Source organism: Anaerolineales bacterium (assembly GCA_015075725.1).
GTDB lineage: Bacteria > Chloroflexota > Anaerolineae > Anaerolineales > Villigracilaceae > Villigracilis.
The window spans coordinates 3,263,881-3,279,174 of sequence record JABTTV010000001.1; the positions used below are offsets into that span (position 1 = coordinate 3,263,881).

A 15,294-nucleotide genomic window follows, 5' to 3' on the forward strand; every position below is an offset into this window, starting at 1 on the left:
GAAAATGTTCAATTACACGTCATTCGATGAAACAAAGGCGGATTTCGTAGAAATCGCGCCCGCATCCGAGCTGCCGAATGGGGAGCGGCTGTTCGTTGAGTTGGGCGACAAGCCGATCGTCGTGTTCAATATCGCCGGGCAGTTCTTTGCCATTGGCGATGTTTGTTCTCATGACGATGGTCCCCTCGGGGATGGGGTGATCGAGGGTTTCAATGTGGTTTGTCCGCGCCATGGAGCCGAATTCGACATTTGCACAGGGAAAGTGACGCAAATGCCCGCCGTGGTGGATATTCCCGCCTACCCGGTCATGGTGCGGGATGGGACGATCTTCATCGGGATTCCAAAATCGTGATGACCCGTCCATCCTGAGGAATTCGCAGTCCAGGTGGAGAAAATTTCATACGACTTCCTGCAAAAGTCACAATTTTATCTTGCTCAAAACGGCGTTCCCGCCGGGGACTGCGGCGGGAGCACTCATGCAAGAGGTTGATTGAAAGAATGATCAGATAACGGTTCCGCAAATGTCATCCTCGATGAACGACGTATATGAATTGATCCCAGCCGGCAAATTTTCGATCGACCAGCTGACTAATATCTATAACCAGACCCGGGTGGGTTATATGATCCCCATGCCCATGAATGCCGCAACGCTTGCGGAGTACATAAAAAAATACGACGTCGACCTGGATCACTCCCTGGTTGCGTCTCAAAAGGGCAGCTTGCACGGAATTGCCTTGCTGGGAGTCCGCGTGGATCGAACCTGGATCACCCGTCTTGGAGTGACACCGTCAACACGGCGGAGCGGCGTGGGCGAAGTGTTGAGCCGAAGTTTACTCGAACAGTCCAGATCGTTGGGGATCGCTTTCACGATGCTGGAGGTCATCAAAAACAACACACCCGCGCACCACCTGTTTTCGAAACTCGGGTTTTATGGAGTTGGGGAGCTTTTGATTCTCCGTCGGTCTCCGTCCTGGCAGGCGATCAAGCCGGTCAATGCCGACGCCCATCGGTTGGAACGTAACGAAGCGCTCGACCTAATTGGACTCGATCGCGGAATCCAACCCTGGACGAATCAATTCGAATCGATGGCGCATACCGAAAATGTATCAGGGATGCGAATCGCGCTTCCCGATGGCGGCCGCGGATCGCTTATTTATCAACGCGAAAAAAATACGCTGACCCATTTCATTTTCAAAACTGAAGAAGGCGATCCGGAACTCGTGGCATTAGCCCTTCTCTCTCATTTGCATCATCTGTATCCGCGCCTTGATGCGCACATCGAGAATATCCGGATCAACGACCCGCACTTACCCGGCATCTATAAAATGGGATATGTCGAATCTTTTCGCAGAATCGAAATGTGGCACGGAACGCCCCACCTTCGCTCGATTGGAAGCTGACGACAGGTAACTGTCTTTTTTACCAATCCCCGGCGTATCGAATCTTATGAGGCTTGGTCTTTCGTTCGATCAACATCCTGCGCAACTCCACAAGTTGACGGATGTGCAAATTGTCGTGCGCGACCCACGAAGCGAACATATCACCCGCCCGCATCGAACCCCATTTCGATTTGTATGTAACATTCCAATCCGCGTTATTTAATCCCTTGACCCAGATCAATGACTTTGCCCGTTCGCGGAAGAACTTTGCCTCCATTTTTTTGAAGGACCGCTCGTTATATTTGCAAGTCTTCACCCACGTCATTGGCGATATGGATTTCCATTCCTCATGTTGACGATGAAGGATGAAATCCAAATGCTCGCGGAAATCTTCGCGCTCTTCGTCGTACAGATGACAGACGACTTCCAGGATTGACCAGCTGCCCCGCTTCGGTTTGATTCGCGCCTCCTTCTCACCGATACCTGCCAGCAAAGCCCGGATCATTTCCGCGCTGTGGGTAAGTTCTTGATATAGCGTATTGAAATCCATCTTATTCGAATTTCCCGACGATGCGGAGGATATCGAATCCCTCTGCAAACGGGCATTCCGCCACTGCGCCGTGACGCACCATGATGGAGCGAGTCAATTCAGCGTTGAAGTAGTAACGGTCGCGGTAGGTTTCGTACTTCGACAACGCTTCGACCTTTTTATTCACATCTTCTTCGGTGACTTCAACCAGAAAGTGGGGAAAGAATCCGTAGGATGAACGCACCACGTCGAATCCAAGCACGGTGATGCCGCGAAAGGCGCGTAATGATTCATCCGTCATCGTGAGATGATCCTGGTGAACATCCTGTTTCGAATGGGTGAAGATCAGGTCAGGCTTGAACGTCCTGCGCAGATCGAGGAAGTATTCGAGGATATCCTGCCGGGAATCAGGGAAGACGCGCGTGACGAAGGGACCGAAGATGATCTTTTCCTCAGGGACGCCGAGTACCTTCATGGACTCGAGGTGTTCTTTCTTTACATTCTTGAGGTCGGGGTTTTTCTGGTTGTCCGATAATGTCACGCAAAGGATTTCGGTCCTGTTGACAATGCGGTGAATCAAAGCACCGCACCCGATCTCGATGTCGTCCGGATGCGCGCCGAGGAAAAGGACTCGTTTGCCGAAGAAGTTCATGGAAATGGGCGATGGACATTGGACCACGAACGATGGCTTTTATCGTCCATCGTCAATTTATTTTGTCGCCAAAATCCCGCCGACGACCTTGGTCATCACCAATTTGCCGTCGCGGTTAAACCAGCGCGTAGCCACATCAGTGATTTTTCCGATCAATGCTTCATATTCATCCTTGCCGTTGAACATGGAGGTCCACAGTTTGCGATCTTCGCTGAGAGAGGCGCGGACGTATTCGATGAACGGATCCACCTCGGGAAAGGTGAGATGGTTTTCAAACTTGTGAAGTTCGGTCTTGGCGAAGATTCCATCTATGGTTTCGAAGATTTCGCTCTTGAAACGGGATGAACCGGGCATTAGGGGGATGGTTCCGTTCGTCGCTTCTTTGATGATTTCGTAAAACATCGGCTTGTTTTCGGGCAAAGGACCGGAGACAAAAAATCGTCCGCCTGGTTTAATGACGCGATGCGCTTCATTAAATGTGAAATTTAGATCCGAAGCATAATAAATGGCAAAGGCGCTGGTGCATAGATTGAAGGTATTGTCTGCAAAGTTGAAAGTTTTGTTGAAGTCCAGGAATTGGAATTCGATGTTCGAACCGCGCTCCTTATTTCTGACGCGTGCCTTATCCAGTAATTCTTCCGAGAAGTCGCCACCTATGATATTTGCCTGCCCCTTGGTGTAGTCGTCAAATAGGAAACTCAATTTGCCCGCGCCGCATCCTACATCGAGGATATTCATGCCGGCTTGAGGTTTTAGCAGGTCGTTTGTCCACACATCGATGTTCGCTGAGCCGTATTTCTCGTGAATCTGGATGCGGGTGAGAAGATCCTTGCTGGTTTCCTGATAATAAATTTCCATTTGTTTCTCCTTGATTAATAGTGAGCGATATTATACCAAAATCGCGTCAAAATTCAATCGTTGAATTATGAAACGGAAAATTAATTGCCAATTCACCCGGCGATTATTTTTCCTGCACCAGTGCGTGTATCTCTTCTTCGATCACTCTGCAGAGATCGGGGATCGCGCTTTCAACAACTCTGCTTAATTCTGCACCGAGTTCCATTTGTTCAGCCTCGACGCCAATGATGCGGATGTTGACTTCCACGTCGGTAAGTTGATTTCGCATGTGAAGCGTCTCTGCCACGCCCCAGCCATGCGCTGATCTTGAACCCGATGCAAAAGAAGCAAGATCACTTTCATCAAGGCGATGGATGGTACCCGGATTCCCAGCGCTTTGGACAGCATCCACCAGGATCGCCGCATCGAAATCGTTCAGCAGGTCGATCAGCGCGAGACCGGGCAGTTCACACGCCTCGACCCGGACCTCAAGCCTGTTTGCGGTTTCAGGGAATTTTTCCTGCCATCGGCGAACCGCTTCCAGCCCGGCAGCATCGTCGCCGCGAAGACTTTGACCGATGCCGATTACCGCGACCTTCTTCATTTCTCTGCAATCTTCAATTTCAAGAAATGCGTCGCGCACGAGATGCAAGGATCGTAGGATCGCACAAGATGTTCGGCAATGAGGGTTGCTTCCGCTTCGGGCAGGCTGACGATCTTGGGAGTTAGTTTGAACAGATCGGCTTCGATACGCGGCAGGTTCTGCGCGGTGGGTGGAGTGATCTTGGCGAACTGCACCATGCCTCTGGCATCGATCTTGTAGCGGTGATAGAGAAGTCCACGCGGGGCTTCGGTGGCGCCAGAGCCTTCACCTGCTTTGAGTTTCAGTTCAAGGTGGGCAGGTCCGCTTGGTTTGTATTCTTTGATGAGCTGAATGGCTTCCTCGTAGAAGTGGACCAGTTCGATGGAGCGTGCAATCAGGGACTTGTACGGATTCTTGACCGGCAGCCGAATGCCAAATTCCTGTAGGGAGTTCTTCGCTCTTGGCATCAATTGTTCATGGTTCAAGTTTAAGCGAGCCAGCGGTCCGACAAGATAGGTATTGTTATCCACGGTACGGCTGTGCAAGGCATTCGAGTGTCTGACGTGCTCTTCGATATAGCTGTTCTCGTATTCAGATATCGAAAGCTTGCGCCCGTTTGACGAAAGGACATCGCCTTCGATCACACCGTATTCCTCAGTGTGGTGGAGGGCTACAAATTCATAGTCAATTTCCAGGTCCGGGTAGGGAAGCGTAAGCGCCAGCTTGACCGTGTCGATGGCGGCGTTCAACCCCCATTCCATATCGGGGAGCAGGGCCTTGATTGCTTTCGCATCAGGCCAGCTGTAAAAACCGCCGACACACACATTGACGGGATGTACGGATCGCCCGCCAATTGCCTTGAGCAGTTCGTTGCCGATCTTCTTGAGGCGCAGGGCGGTCTTCACGACATCGGGTGCTTCTGCCGCCACCTCCAAAACAGATTCTTTACCAAGCAAGTCGGGAGCCTGGAGCATATAAATATGCAGCGCGTGACTTTCGATGTATTCGCCGCAGTACATCAACCGGCGGAGGGCGCGCACCTGGGGGGAGATTTTCACTCCCAATGCATTCTCGAGCGCGTACACGGCGCTCATCTGATAAGCCACTGGGCAAATGCCGCAGATACGGGCGGTGATGTCGGGAACTTCCTGCAGGTATCGGTCTCTCAAAAACCCTTCGAAGAATCGCGGCGGCTCGTAAATGTCGAGGCGGATTTCCACTGCCTTGCCGTTTTTCAAGCCGATGTAGAGACCGCCTTCTCCTTCCACGCGCGCCAGGGCGGGAACTTTTATGTTTTTCATCACGCCTCCTCGTTTGCCGGAAGAAGATCATCCACAATGGTGCGGAAAGTCGGAGCGTAGCCGCTGATGCCGCGGAAGAGGCGGGCTGTCTCACCCGGATAGCGTTCCAGTTGCCGGAGCATGGTTGCCATCGCGCCGGGGTTGACATCGCGTGAAGGACCGAAACAACCGTAGCAGCCGCGTCCGATGGTTGGGCAGATCGCGCCGCATCCCGCCTGTGTCGCGGGTCCGATGCAGGGAATACCTTTATCCACAAGGATGCAAATGGTTCCGCGCCGCTTGCACTCCAAACAGACAGAATAAGGCGGCAGGTTGGGAAGACGGTTGTTCAGCAGCGCCACGATGACTTCGATCACCTGTGCCTTGTTGACCGGACAGCCCCACAGTTCGAGATCGACGGGAATGTGCTCGGAGAGGGGTGTGGCAGTTTCAAGATATTGTAGGTATTCAGGATGCCCGTACACCACCCTTGCAAATTCATCGGCATTGGCAAAATTGCGAAGCGCTTGAATGCCTCCGGCAGTGGCGCATGTACCGAGAGCGACCACCGTTTTTGCGGTGGCACGTACCTCCTTGATGCGCTCAATTTCATGCGGCGTGGTGATCGAACCTTCGACGATCGCAATATCGTAAGGTCCGGGTTTCTGTGCGCGTGTGGCTTCGAGGAAATATGCGATGTCGATTGCGTCGGCAAGATCAAGCAGATCATCTTCCATGTTCAAGATCGAAAGCTGGCACCCGTCACAGGAGGAAAACTTATACACGGCAACGGTTGGTTTTTTCGTGGTCATTAAAACTCCTCGACATTGAAGAAGGACTGTAATTCGTCAAAACGAAAGACCGGACCTTCCTTACAGATGAAGTAGGGTCCCAACTGACAGTGACCGCACGAGCCCTGACCGCATTTCATATTACGTTCGAGCGAGACGTAGATGCGATCCAGCGGAACGCGGCGCGCCATGGCTTCGAAGATGACAAACCGGATCATGATCTCCGGTCCGCAGGTGAGGATGGTGGTCTTGTGCGGGTCGATGCGGAACTGGTAAAACCACATCGGAACCACTCCGACGCGTCCATTCCAGTTGGCGTCCCCACGGTCAACCGTCACTTCCACGTCGATGCCGGCTTTGCGCCAATCCTCATATTCCTTTGGGAACATCAGGTCGCCGGAAGTACGGGCGCCGTAGAGTAACGTGACCTTCCCGTACTCGTCGCGGTTCTGAATGATGTGATACAACGCCGGGCGGAGGGGAGGCAGACCAATGCCTCCGCAGGCGATGAACACATCCCTGCCTTCCATTTCTTTCATGGGCCAATGCGAGCCGAACGGTCCGCGCAAGCTGACGATGTCACCGACTTTCAGGCGACTTACCGCGCGTGTGACATTCCCAACGAAGCGGACGGTGTGCCCAATCTTCTCGTTATCTTGCGGATCGGAACTGATCGAAATCGCGGATTCGCCAAACCCGGGCAGGTAGAGCATGTTGAATTGACCCGGTTCGAAACGGAATGCCTCTTGTTCGTCAGAATCTAGGAAGCGGATCCAGTATGTGGCGATGTCGTCTGCCTCGGGGACGATGGATTTAATCTCGGCCCAGTGCGGTTCGAGCAGCAGGTCAGCGTGCGTTCTGACAATTTCTGTGGCAAGCATGGTCATCGGTTCACCTCATTTCGCAGGGCGGCGATCTCTTCCGTGATATCGATCTCTGCCGGGCACCATGTAATACAGCGTCCGCATCCAACACAGCCCAGGGTTCCGAATTGTTGTTTCCATGTGCCAAGCTTATGAGAGAGCCACTGGCGATAGCGCGAATAGATCGTCGGGCGGGTATTGCCACCTGCCTGATGTGAATACCCGGGATTGAAGCAGGAGTCCCATAAGCGGTTGCGTCTGGTGGTCTTTCCATCGAGGCTCATCTCATCCTGTGTATCCCAACAGAAACATGTCGGGCAGACCTGGGTACAGTTCGTACAACTAAGGCACCGCTTTCCGATCTCGAGCCAGTAAGGGTGATCGAGGTGATCAATGATGAGATTTGGCAGATCGGAGCTTTCGAGTTTCCTTGTCATTTGATGTTCGGCGTGCTCAAGTTTCCGCTCGACATTCGAGAGGATGTAACCGCTGGCGTCGTCAAATGGAATTCCAGCCAGCAATCTTCGCGCAACCTCCGACCCGATGGTTAATACAAACACATCATCGAGCTCGGTCAGATTCACGTCGAATTCCTCCTTCACGCGCGGACCGGTACCCATCGATGTGCAGAAACAGGTTCCAGCGGGTTGGGTGCAGTTAACCGAGATCACGAATGCGTGTATTCGCCGCGCCCGGTAGTGCGGGTCGGTAAAATCTTCGCGCATGAATATCCCGTCTTGTATCTGGATCGCTGCCAGTTCACAGGCGCGGACTCCAATAAATGCATACTTGGGGGTTTCCATTGGTTGAGAGGAAATTTCCCAGCTCTTTCCGTTTTTTTGCATGGCGAACAATTCCGTTTGTGACGGGAAAAGAAATTGTTTCCAGGACTGGGCTCCAGGGATGATATCGAAGAAACGGGAATGTTTTTCATGCACCAATCGAAAGTTGCCCGGCTTTTGCTCGGTGCTGTATCCCTGTGGAAGATCATCGATACTCTCGATTTCTTCATAAACAAGCGTCTCATTCTTGACGCGCGGCCCAATCGGCAAATATCCTTCCTCCTTCAATCGGGATAAGAGCAGATTGAAAACCGGCTTTTCGATCGTGATGGTGCTTCCCATGTCCGGGATGCGCTCATTTGGCATTTTTGTCCTCCGGTGACGCAAACATATCGATCAATTGCAGGCGGGTGACCAGCAAACGGCTGGCGACAATGTTCGATAATCGGCGCATGACAAGATAGCCCAGGTCGTGGTCGGCGTCACAGGCTTCGCGTAATTTTGCGGAATCGATGCCGACCACCAAACCATCCACCACGGCAACGGCTCCCGCCGTTCGTTGGTAGATATTGGGGATTACGCTTGACCAACCGAACAGGTCCCAAGGTTCGGCGGTAAAGATTCGAATCTTGCCTCGATGGGGGATAAAGATGTCGATTGCCACCCGCCCCTCGATAACGATGTAAAGATAGTCTTCCTGGTCGCCTTCGCGGAACAGGATTTCCCCCGCCCGTACATGTCTTAAATGTGATATGTCTGAAATCCGTTGCAAGTGTTTACGGTCGATCTCCTTGAACCAGGGAATTTTTTCAAGTTCCCTGCTCACATCTGCCTTGTCATACCTCATAGTGGACTCCTTGTCTTTGGAGGAATAGAGCCAATCCTAATTTATTGTACCATTTTTCACAAGCTGTGATAGTGCGTTCCTTCCTCTACTCAATAGGCTACTTGTCATACCAATTCACTGGTTCAAATATGCTACAATGCGGGACAATTCATCTGGAGAATCATCATGAAAAAAACCGTTCAGACCGTAAAAGGTGTGCGCGAGTTCTATCCCGAAACCATGTCGCTTCGAAACTATCTTTATGAGAAAGTTCGAAGCGCTTCGCGGTCATTTGGCTATCAGGAATGGGATGGTCCGTTCATTGAGACGATCGATCTTTACGCGGCAAAATCCGGCGAAGAACTGGTGAAAAAACAATCGTTCGTGTTCGAGGATCGCGGCGGGGATTTAGTGACCCTGCGTCCCGAGTTGACGCCCAGCCTGGCGCGCATGATCGCGGCAAAACAGGGACAGTTGACTTTTCCCGTCCGCTGGTGGTCGTTCGGTCCATTCTGGCGCTACGAACAGCCGCAAAAAGGCCGCACACGGGAATTTTTTCAATGGAATATCGACATGGTCGGGGCAGATTCACCTGAAGCAGACGCGGAGATGATCGCCATTGCCGCTACCTTCCTGCGCTCGGTCGGGCTGGACCCGGCGCGTGTTTCCATATTCGTGAATGACCGCAGCCTGATGACCTCCCAGTTTGACAGGCTGGACATCCCGGTTGAGAAACGCGTCGAATCGTCGAACCTGATCGATCGACGCTCGAAAATGAATCCGGATGCCTGGGAGGCATACGGCTTGGAGATGGGATTAAGCCAGAGACAGATCGATGGTCTGAAGCAAGTGCTTGAAAATTACAACCTTTGGAAACAAAGCGATAATCTTCAGAGGGTTTTTGCAGCACTGGACGCGCTGGGAGTTAAAGAATACATTAAATTCGACCCGGCGGTCATGCGCGGACTGCTGTATTACACGAGCACCGTTTTCGAGGCATTCGATCTCACTGGATCTGTCCGCCGCTCGATCCTGGGCGGAGGGAGGTATGACAATCTGCTGGAAGATGTTGGCGGTGATTCCCTGCCGGCAACGGGATTTGCAATGGGCGATGTGGTCATTGGAATTGTTTTGCAGGAAGCGGGGCTGGTCCCTGATTTCGAACCCAGTCCGGCACAGGTTTTGGTGACCGTCTTCGATGAGAACCTATGGATACAGTCCCTTTCTCTTGCGTCTGAATTACGCCAGGCGGGACTCAATGTAATGGTTTATCCCGAACCCGTCAAACTGCCGAAACAATTCAAGTTTGCAGACAAAATGAAGATGCGGGTCGCGATGGTGCTTGGTCCGGATGAGGTAGAAAAAGGCCTGGTCGTGGTCAAAAACCTTGGGACGGGAGATCAGTTACAAGTCAAGAGGGAGGCGATTTTTGAGTCGATTAAGGGGATTTTGAAAAATGCCTGAGATTCGCCCCGTCTCGATCGATAACTGGCGGGAACTTATCGATTTGAAAGTTCGTGAAGATCAGAAACATTTTGTCGCTTCAAATTTATATTCAATCGCCCAATCAAAATTCGGCGATGAGTACGAGGGGCATTGGGATTTGTTTCCCTTTGGAATCTACGATGATGAAGGCAAGCCTGTGGGGTTTTTGATGTATGCCGTAAATTTCTCGCATCCCACCCATCAAGCCTTCATTCAGCGGTTGATGGTGGATGAAAAGTTCCAGGGCCGGGGCTATGGAATGTTCGGCATGAAGTGGATGTTGGACTTGTTCCATGCCGACGAGCGGGTTCAAGTAGTGGGTATTTCTTATGAGCCGCAAAACGAAGTCGCTCGGAAGTTGTATGCAAGTTTGGGATTCGAGGAAACCGGCAGAATCATTGACGATGAGACTGAAGCAATGCTGAAACTACGTTGATTTGTGGTAAAATGGCAACCGCTTTTGTATGGCGGATGTAGCTCAATGGCAGAGCACCTGACTGTGGCTCAGGTGGTTGGGAGTTCGAGACTCCTCATCCGCCCAGAAAATAAAGACCCGAAAGGTTTTGATACCCTTCGGGTCTTTTCGTTTCACCTACTTTCCCCTTGTGTACCAGATCGAACCGGGTGAGTCGTAACTATAGCCTTCGCCCATAATGATGTGGGTAGTGCCTTCTTCGTCGATATCCATTTCATAATAATCACCGAAGGGGAAGCGGAATCCATCTGCGGTGATATAGCTGGAATAACCGTCCGCGAATGCGGAAACGTCCTGCTCGTTTGTCCAGGTTGAGCCGCCATTTGTGGATGAACGGTAATAGGTATTCCACCAGCCATTGGTCCTTTCGTCCATCCACGAGATGCGGACGTCGCCGTTGCCGGTTGCCGTGATAGCCGGGAAGTTATGCGAGATGTTCGGTCCGGCCGTGGAGACTTCCACGGGGGCGCTCCAAGTCGCGCCGTCATTGGTGGATTTGAAGAAGTAGATGCGAGCCGGTCCAAAGTCCGCGCTGTTGGCATTGGAAAGGGAGTAAACGTTACCCGCTTCGTCGCCTGCCATCACGATTTGCGCTCCAAGATATGCCCAGCCGCAGTAGTAATCCGCAGGGCATTTTTCGGGAGCGCGGGAGACTTGAACAACGGTGTTTGTCCACGTCGCGCCGCCGTCAGTGGATTTGCTGATGACGAGATGGACCTTACCCTTCGCGCCGCCGTTTTGTTCGTAGCCATTCCACGACATGTAGACGGTGCCATTCGGGGCGACGTATCCACCAGCAGCCAGCGCCCAACCCAGTTTCCCTTTGAACTTGATCTCGGATTGAGTGAAGGTTTGCCCGCCGTCATGGGATGATGCGGCGTAGAGTTTTTGCGCATGAGTATACGAGACGTACACATCCTGCCCGCGCACGGCAAGGATGGGTTTATCCACAGCGGCATTTGTGGAGTCCGCGATCACGACCGACCAGGTCTGCCCGAAATCTGTGGATTTGGCGACAGCGATGTCGCTCTTGTTCGCTTCCATCCAGGAGGCGTACACGGTCCTGCCGTCGGCTGGATCAACGACGATCTGGGAATCCCATTGACCGGTATTTGCGCCTTCGGTATAGATCGGAGTTGGCGGACCCCAAGTCGCACCATGATCGTTGCTGATTTGAATGACCTGTGTTGGGTTGCCGCATGTCTCACAGCCCGGCACTCCATAATATTGCGCGTAAAGCATATATACGTTCCCGAACCGGTCGGCGGCTATGGCTGGCTCCCATTGATCTCCGTCGAAAAATCCCAGCCGGGTTTGGGTCGAGAATCCGCTCGGTGGGGTGGGAGGCGCTTTAACTCCCGAGGGAATCGGCGCGGCGATGACGGATGCTAGAGGGCCTACTGTTTTTCGTTTGGCTTTTGCAGGGGTTTCTTCCGCGGTGGGAAGTAATGAACCCATGTTTGCTGCCGTTAGTGCAGCAAGGGCAATCAGGACCAACAGGACGAGCAATTGCGTGCGGGTAGCGCGTGCAGACATGGCACTCTCCTCAAGAATTGGTTTTATCCGATGGGCTGGATATAGTGTAGTTTACAGAATCGGCAGGGTGGTTGTCAAGCAGGAAGGCCGTTTTCATGTAAAATAGCCTCCATGCCCAAAACCATCAATGTGCTATTCCTCGCCGCCGAAGCGGATCCTTTCATCAAGGTCGGCGGTTTGGGGGATGTTGCGGGGGTTCTGCCGCGTGAACTGCGCGCGCTTTCCACCGATGAAGTGACGCTCGACGTGCGGCTCGTGTTACCGCATCACCAATCTGTGAAGGCGGAGAATCTCCGTCCCGTGGAACTCTTTTCCATACCGCGAGGCAATTCCGAGGTCGGGGTGGAGGCGTTCGAGACGTCGCATGACGGCATGCCCGTCTATTTGATCAACGGCGACCCCATTCGTTCGGGAGGCTCGGTCTATTCTCTCGACACAAAACTGGACACGGAAAAATATGTGTTCTTCTCGCTGGCGGCAATCGAGTTGACGAAACATATCAACTTTCAGCCGGATGTGATACATGCGAACGATTGGCATACGGCGTTGAGCGTCTATGTAAACCTGACGAAACGTTGGGAAGCCGGTGCGAAGCATGTGGCGGGATTGATCACGCTTCACAACCTGCCTTTCATGGGCACGGATGTCGGCGCCCTTCTCGACAGTTATAAGATAAAACTTGCGCAGACCGACCTGCCGGAATGGGCAAGAGTGCAGGCATTGCCGCTGGGTTTGTGGGCTTCAGACGCGATTGTCGCTGTCTCACCGGGATATGCGAAGGAGGTGTTGACCGAGGAATTCGGCTGTGGGTTGCAGGATTTTTTGAGTCAACGAAGCGAAACGCTTAGCGGAATTTTGAACGGCATCGACACCGTCTCGTTCGACCCTGCAACGGATAGAGCGCTGAGTGTCAATTATGATCTTGAAACCCTTGACCGCCGCGCAGAGAACAAGGAACTCCTGCAGGAAAAACTCGGGCTGGCACGGAATCCGCATGTCCCATTGCTGGGAATCGTTTCACGCATGGATGTTCAAAAAGGCATCGACCTTGCCTTTTCTGCGCTCAAAAGCATGAAGAACACGAATTTTCAGGCTGTCATTCTTGGAACGGGCGACCCGAAGCTAGAGGAAGCCGCGCGCGAGCTGCAAACGAATTTCCCGGAAAAAATAAAAGCAGAATTGCGCTTCGATGCAAACCTTGCCCGGCAGATCTATGCAGGCGCGGATATGCTTCTCATGCCTTCGCGGTACGAACCTTGCGGGCTCGCGCAAATGATCGCCATGCGCTACGGCTGCGTGCCTGTTGTGCGCGCGGTGGGCGGATTGAAAGACACTGTCATTCAGAACGAAACCGGTTTTGTGTTCGAAAAGGCACACCACATGTCTTTAACGGGGGCGATCAAGGCTGCGATCAAAGTACTGGAAGATCGCGAGAAATGGTCTGCCATTCAGCGGAAGGGGATGTCGCAGGACTTCACCTGGAAGGCTTCCGCGAAAAAATATCTCGAACTCTACGATTCGTTGGTTAAATAATATCAGGATTGAAAAAAAGAATGGCGAATCGGACCAATAACAATTTGCCATCCTCTTTAATCTCCGCATGGTTTTGAATAATTTCATAGACGATGGAATATCAATGACTTTCAAACGCTCCTCAGGAATCCTGCTTCATCCGACAAGCCTGCCCGGTCCATTTGGCATTGGCGACCTTGGCCCGCAAGCCTTTCGGTTCATCGATTGGCTTGCATCCACCGGCTGCAAACTTTGGCAGATTCTTCCTCTCGGTCCCACCGGGTATGGCGATTCGCCTTATCAGTGTTTCTCTGCTTTCGCGGGGAATCCCTATATCATCAGCCCGGATGCCATGTTCGAAGACGGATTGTTGACTCAAACTGACCTGGATTCGATGAAGGACCTGCCCGCCTCTCGCGTTGATTTCGGCCTGATCATACCGAAAAAGCTGAATCTATTGCTGACGGCTTATCAGCGCTTCAAGATCAACCCCGAAGCATTACGAAACGAGTTTACCTATTTTTGCGCCGAGAATGCCTTCTGGTTGGACGATTTCTCCTTATTCATGTCCCTGAAAGAGGCGAACGGCGGCGGCGCATGGAACGGCTGGGATTCGAACCTGCGTTCAGGAAAAAAATCCGCTCTCGATAAAGCAAAGAAAGAACTCGCTGAATCAATCGAGCAATATTCCTTCTATCAATTCCTGTTTTTCCGTCAGTGGAGCAAACTCCGCAAATACGCCAATGAAAAAGGGATTCAGATCATGGGCGATATCCCCATCTTTGTCGCCTACGACTCCGCTGACGTGTGGGCAAATCCTGAATTGTTCTATCTCGACGAGAGCGGGAGTCCCACCGTCGTGGCAGGCGTGCCGCCAGACCTTTTCTCAACCACCGGTCAACTGTGGGGGAATCCGCTTTACAACTGGGATGTTCATCAAAGGGACGGTTACAAGTGGTGGTTGTCGCGGGTCCGGTTTGCGCTGGGCACTGTCGATATCTTACGCTTCGACCACTTCCGCGGATTTGCGGGCTATTACGAAATACCCGCTTCGCACACCACCGCCGAACACGGACGCTGGGTTCCCGGTCCCGGCAAGGATTTGTTCAAAGCTATCGACGAAGACCTTGGCAACGGAATTATCGTCCCTGGAACCGGTCTGCCCATCGTTGCCGAAGACCTGGGACTCATCACACCGGATGTCATTGAATTGCTCGATGCGTTTCATCTGCCCGGCATGAAAGTCTTGCAATTCGCCTTTAGCGGACCGGAGAATCCCTTCCTGCCGCACAACTACGTGCCGAACTGCGTCGCTTATACAGGCACGCATGATAATGATACGGCGATGGGATGGTTCGCGACCGCATCTGAGAAAGAAAAGGATTTCGCGCTCCGCTATCTTGGCGTGGACGGCCGCGACTTCGCCTGGGACCTCATCCGTGGCGTGTGGAAATCCGTTGCAGTCTTTGCAGTTGCTCCCATGCAGGATGTGCTAAGTTGTGATGGCTCCGCCCGCATGAACTTCCCCAGCAGACTCGGTGGGAATTGGGAATGGCGGATGTCCGAGGCAGATTTACGCGAAGATTTGGCGCAGAGATTGAAGGATTTGAACTGGATGACGCTGAGATAGGAGGCACATGGGGGCTTGACTGCTTGGAATTCAATCTCGAGGTTATATTGATGAGAACGGATAAATATTCACCGAAATTTTCACGCCGGGATTTCTTGAAAGTCGCATCCATTGGGGTGGCATCTGCGATGGCT

General features: G+C 52.4%; 16 protein-coding genes and 1 tRNA gene. 7 read left to right on the forward strand and 10 right to left on the reverse strand.

All coding sequences use genetic code 11. The features are described from left to right. Nucleotides 1-4 precede the first annotated feature (4 nt). Both HS100_15715 and HS100_15720 read left to right on the forward strand, forming a co-directional pair. Nucleotides 5-352: a non-heme iron oxygenase ferredoxin subunit gene (locus HS100_15715; GenBank protein ID MBE7435362.1), complete on the forward strand. Its 348-nt coding sequence runs from the start codon at nucleotides 5-7 to the stop codon at nucleotides 350-352. A 181-nt stretch (nucleotides 353-533) separates the two neighbouring features. Next, nucleotides 534-1,400 (forward strand): GNAT family N-acetyltransferase, encoded by an 867-nt coding sequence (locus HS100_15720; GenBank protein ID MBE7435363.1) that lies wholly within the window; start codon nucleotides 534-536, stop codon nucleotides 1,398-1,400. Nucleotides 1,401-1,419: 19 nt separating this feature from the next. Here HS100_15720 and HS100_15725 read toward each other — a convergent pair whose 3' ends face one another. The 9 genes from HS100_15725 to HS100_15765 form a co-directional block, all read right to left on the reverse strand. Beyond that, nucleotides 1,420-1,929 (reverse strand): DinB family protein, encoded by a 510-nt coding sequence (locus tag HS100_15725; GenBank protein MBE7435364.1) that lies wholly within the window; start codon nucleotides 1,927-1,929, stop codon nucleotides 1,420-1,422. A 1-nt stretch (nucleotide 1,930) separates the two neighbouring features. Continuing rightward, the gene (locus tag HS100_15730) at nucleotides 1,931-2,560 is read right to left on the reverse strand and encodes a PIG-L family deacetylase (protein MBE7435365.1); all 630 of its coding nucleotides are present in this window, start codon (nucleotides 2,558-2,560) and stop codon (nucleotides 1,931-1,933) included. A 57-nt stretch (nucleotides 2,561-2,617) separates the two neighbouring features. After that, a complete protein-coding gene (locus HS100_15735; GenBank protein ID MBE7435366.1) occupies nucleotides 2,618-3,418 on the reverse strand; it encodes a class I SAM-dependent methyltransferase in 801 nt (266 codons plus the stop codon). A 103-nt stretch (nucleotides 3,419-3,521) separates the two neighbouring features. Continuing rightward, complete coding sequence (locus HS100_15740; GenBank protein ID MBE7435367.1) at nucleotides 3,522-4,001, reverse strand: hydrogenase maturation protease; 480 nt, start codon at nucleotides 3,999-4,001, stop codon at nucleotides 3,522-3,524. Then, nucleotides 3,998-5,281 carry a Ni/Fe hydrogenase subunit alpha gene (locus HS100_15745; protein MBE7435368.1) on the reverse strand — a complete coding sequence of 428 codons (1,284 nt, stop codon included), beginning with the start codon at nucleotides 5,279-5,281 and terminating at the stop codon, nucleotides 3,998-4,000. The genes HS100_15740 and HS100_15745 overlap by 4 nt, the downstream gene beginning before the upstream one ends. Beyond that, entirely contained in the window at nucleotides 5,281-6,072 is a 792-nt protein-coding gene (locus HS100_15750; GenBank protein MBE7435369.1) for an oxidoreductase, read from the reverse strand. The genes HS100_15745 and HS100_15750 overlap by 1 nt, the downstream gene beginning before the upstream one ends. Further along, complete coding sequence (locus HS100_15755) at nucleotides 6,072-6,938, reverse strand: FAD/NAD(P)-binding protein (protein ID MBE7435370.1); 867 nt, start codon at nucleotides 6,936-6,938, stop codon at nucleotides 6,072-6,074. The genes HS100_15750 and HS100_15755 overlap by 1 nt, the downstream gene beginning before the upstream one ends. Beyond that, a complete protein-coding gene (locus HS100_15760) occupies nucleotides 6,935-8,062 on the reverse strand; it encodes a 4Fe-4S dicluster domain-containing protein (GenBank protein ID MBE7435371.1) in 1,128 nt (375 codons plus the stop codon). The genes HS100_15755 and HS100_15760 overlap by 4 nt, the downstream gene beginning before the upstream one ends. Next, nucleotides 8,052-8,543 (reverse strand): Crp/Fnr family transcriptional regulator, encoded by a 492-nt coding sequence (locus HS100_15765; protein ID MBE7435372.1) that lies wholly within the window; start codon nucleotides 8,541-8,543, stop codon nucleotides 8,052-8,054. Before HS100_15765 ends, HS100_15760 begins: the two co-directional genes overlap by 11 nt. Before the next feature lie 165 nt (nucleotides 8,544-8,708). Here HS100_15765 and hisS point away from each other — a divergent pair, with 165 nt between their 5' ends. The 3 genes from hisS to HS100_15780 all read left to right on the forward strand — a co-directional run bounded on the left by hisS (nucleotide 8,709) and on the right by HS100_15780 (nucleotide 10,546). Then, on the forward strand, nucleotides 8,709-9,986 hold the full coding sequence (gene hisS / locus HS100_15770) for a histidine--tRNA ligase (GenBank protein ID MBE7435373.1): 1,278 nt from the start codon (nucleotides 8,709-8,711) through the stop codon (nucleotides 9,984-9,986). Then, nucleotides 9,979-10,443: a GNAT family N-acetyltransferase gene (locus HS100_15775; GenBank protein MBE7435374.1), complete on the forward strand. Its 465-nt coding sequence runs from the start codon at nucleotides 9,979-9,981 to the stop codon at nucleotides 10,441-10,443. Before hisS ends, HS100_15775 begins: the two co-directional genes overlap by 8 nt. 31 nt (nucleotides 10,444-10,474) lie before the next feature. Beyond that, nucleotides 10,475-10,546 (forward strand) — tRNA-His (locus tag HS100_15780). Nucleotides 10,547-10,599: 53 nt separating this feature from the next. On the opposite strand, the gene HS100_15785 is transcribed toward HS100_15780, so the two are convergent. Next, a complete protein-coding gene (locus HS100_15785) occupies nucleotides 10,600-12,018 on the reverse strand; it encodes an exo-alpha-sialidase (GenBank protein ID MBE7435375.1) in 1,419 nt (472 codons plus the stop codon). 111 nt (nucleotides 12,019-12,129) lie between these two features. Here HS100_15785 and HS100_15790 point away from each other — a divergent pair, with 111 nt between their 5' ends. Both HS100_15790 and malQ read left to right on the forward strand, forming a co-directional pair. Next, complete coding sequence (locus HS100_15790) at nucleotides 12,130-13,551, forward strand: glycogen synthase (protein ID MBE7435376.1); 1,422 nt, start codon at nucleotides 12,130-12,132, stop codon at nucleotides 13,549-13,551. 103 nt (nucleotides 13,552-13,654) lie between these two features. Further along, the gene (gene malQ, locus HS100_15795) at nucleotides 13,655-15,160 is read left to right on the forward strand and encodes a 4-alpha-glucanotransferase (GenBank protein MBE7435377.1); all 1,506 of its coding nucleotides are present in this window, start codon (nucleotides 13,655-13,657) and stop codon (nucleotides 15,158-15,160) included. Nucleotides 15,161-15,294 lie beyond the last annotated feature (134 nt).

Bases quoted from the DNA above. Each gene is read 5' to 3' on its own strand.
- malQ (MBE7435377.1), top strand. From the start codon at position 13,655: ATGACTTTCAAACGCTCCTCAGGAATCCTGCTTCATCCGACAAGCCTG.
- HS100_15740 (MBE7435367.1), bottom strand. From the start codon at position 4,001: ATGAAGAAGGTCGCGGTAATCGGCATCGGTCAAAGTCTTCGCGGCGAC.
- HS100_15760 (MBE7435371.1), bottom strand. From the start codon at position 8,062: ATGCCAAATGAGCGCATCCCGGACATGGGAAGCACCATCACGATCGAA.
- HS100_15725 (MBE7435364.1), bottom strand. From the start codon at position 1,929: ATGGATTTCAATACGCTATATCAAGAACTTACCCACAGCGCGGAAATG.
- HS100_15790 (MBE7435376.1), top strand. From the start codon at position 12,130: ATGCCCAAAACCATCAATGTGCTATTCCTCGCCGCCGAAGCGGATCCT.
- HS100_15775 (MBE7435374.1), top strand. From the start codon at position 9,979: ATGCCTGAGATTCGCCCCGTCTCGATCGATAACTGGCGGGAACTTATC.
- HS100_15755 (MBE7435370.1), bottom strand. From the start codon at position 6,938: ATGACCATGCTTGCCACAGAAATTGTCAGAACGCACGCTGACCTGCTG.
- HS100_15735 (MBE7435366.1), bottom strand. From the start codon at position 3,418: ATGGAAATTTATTATCAGGAAACCAGCAAGGATCTTCTCACCCGCATC.
- HS100_15765 (MBE7435372.1), bottom strand. From the start codon at position 8,543: ATGAGGTATGACAAGGCAGATGTGAGCAGGGAACTTGAAAAAATTCCC.
- HS100_15720 (MBE7435363.1), top strand. From the start codon at position 534: ATGAACGACGTATATGAATTGATCCCAGCCGGCAAATTTTCGATCGAC.
- HS100_15785 (MBE7435375.1), bottom strand. From the start codon at position 12,018: ATGTCTGCACGCGCTACCCGCACGCAATTGCTCGTCCTGTTGGTCCTG.
- HS100_15715 (MBE7435362.1), top strand. From the start codon at position 5: ATGTTCAATTACACGTCATTCGATGAAACAAAGGCGGATTTCGTAGAA.
- HS100_15750 (MBE7435369.1), bottom strand. From the start codon at position 6,072: ATGACCACGAAAAAACCAACCGTTGCCGTGTATAAGTTTTCCTCCTGT.
- hisS (MBE7435373.1), top strand. From the start codon at position 8,709: ATGAAAAAAACCGTTCAGACCGTAAAAGGTGTGCGCGAGTTCTATCCC.
- HS100_15745 (MBE7435368.1), bottom strand. From the start codon at position 5,281: ATGAAAAACATAAAAGTTCCCGCCCTGGCGCGCGTGGAAGGAGAAGGC.
- HS100_15730 (MBE7435365.1), bottom strand. From the start codon at position 2,560: ATGAACTTCTTCGGCAAACGAGTCCTTTTCCTCGGCGCGCATCCGGAC.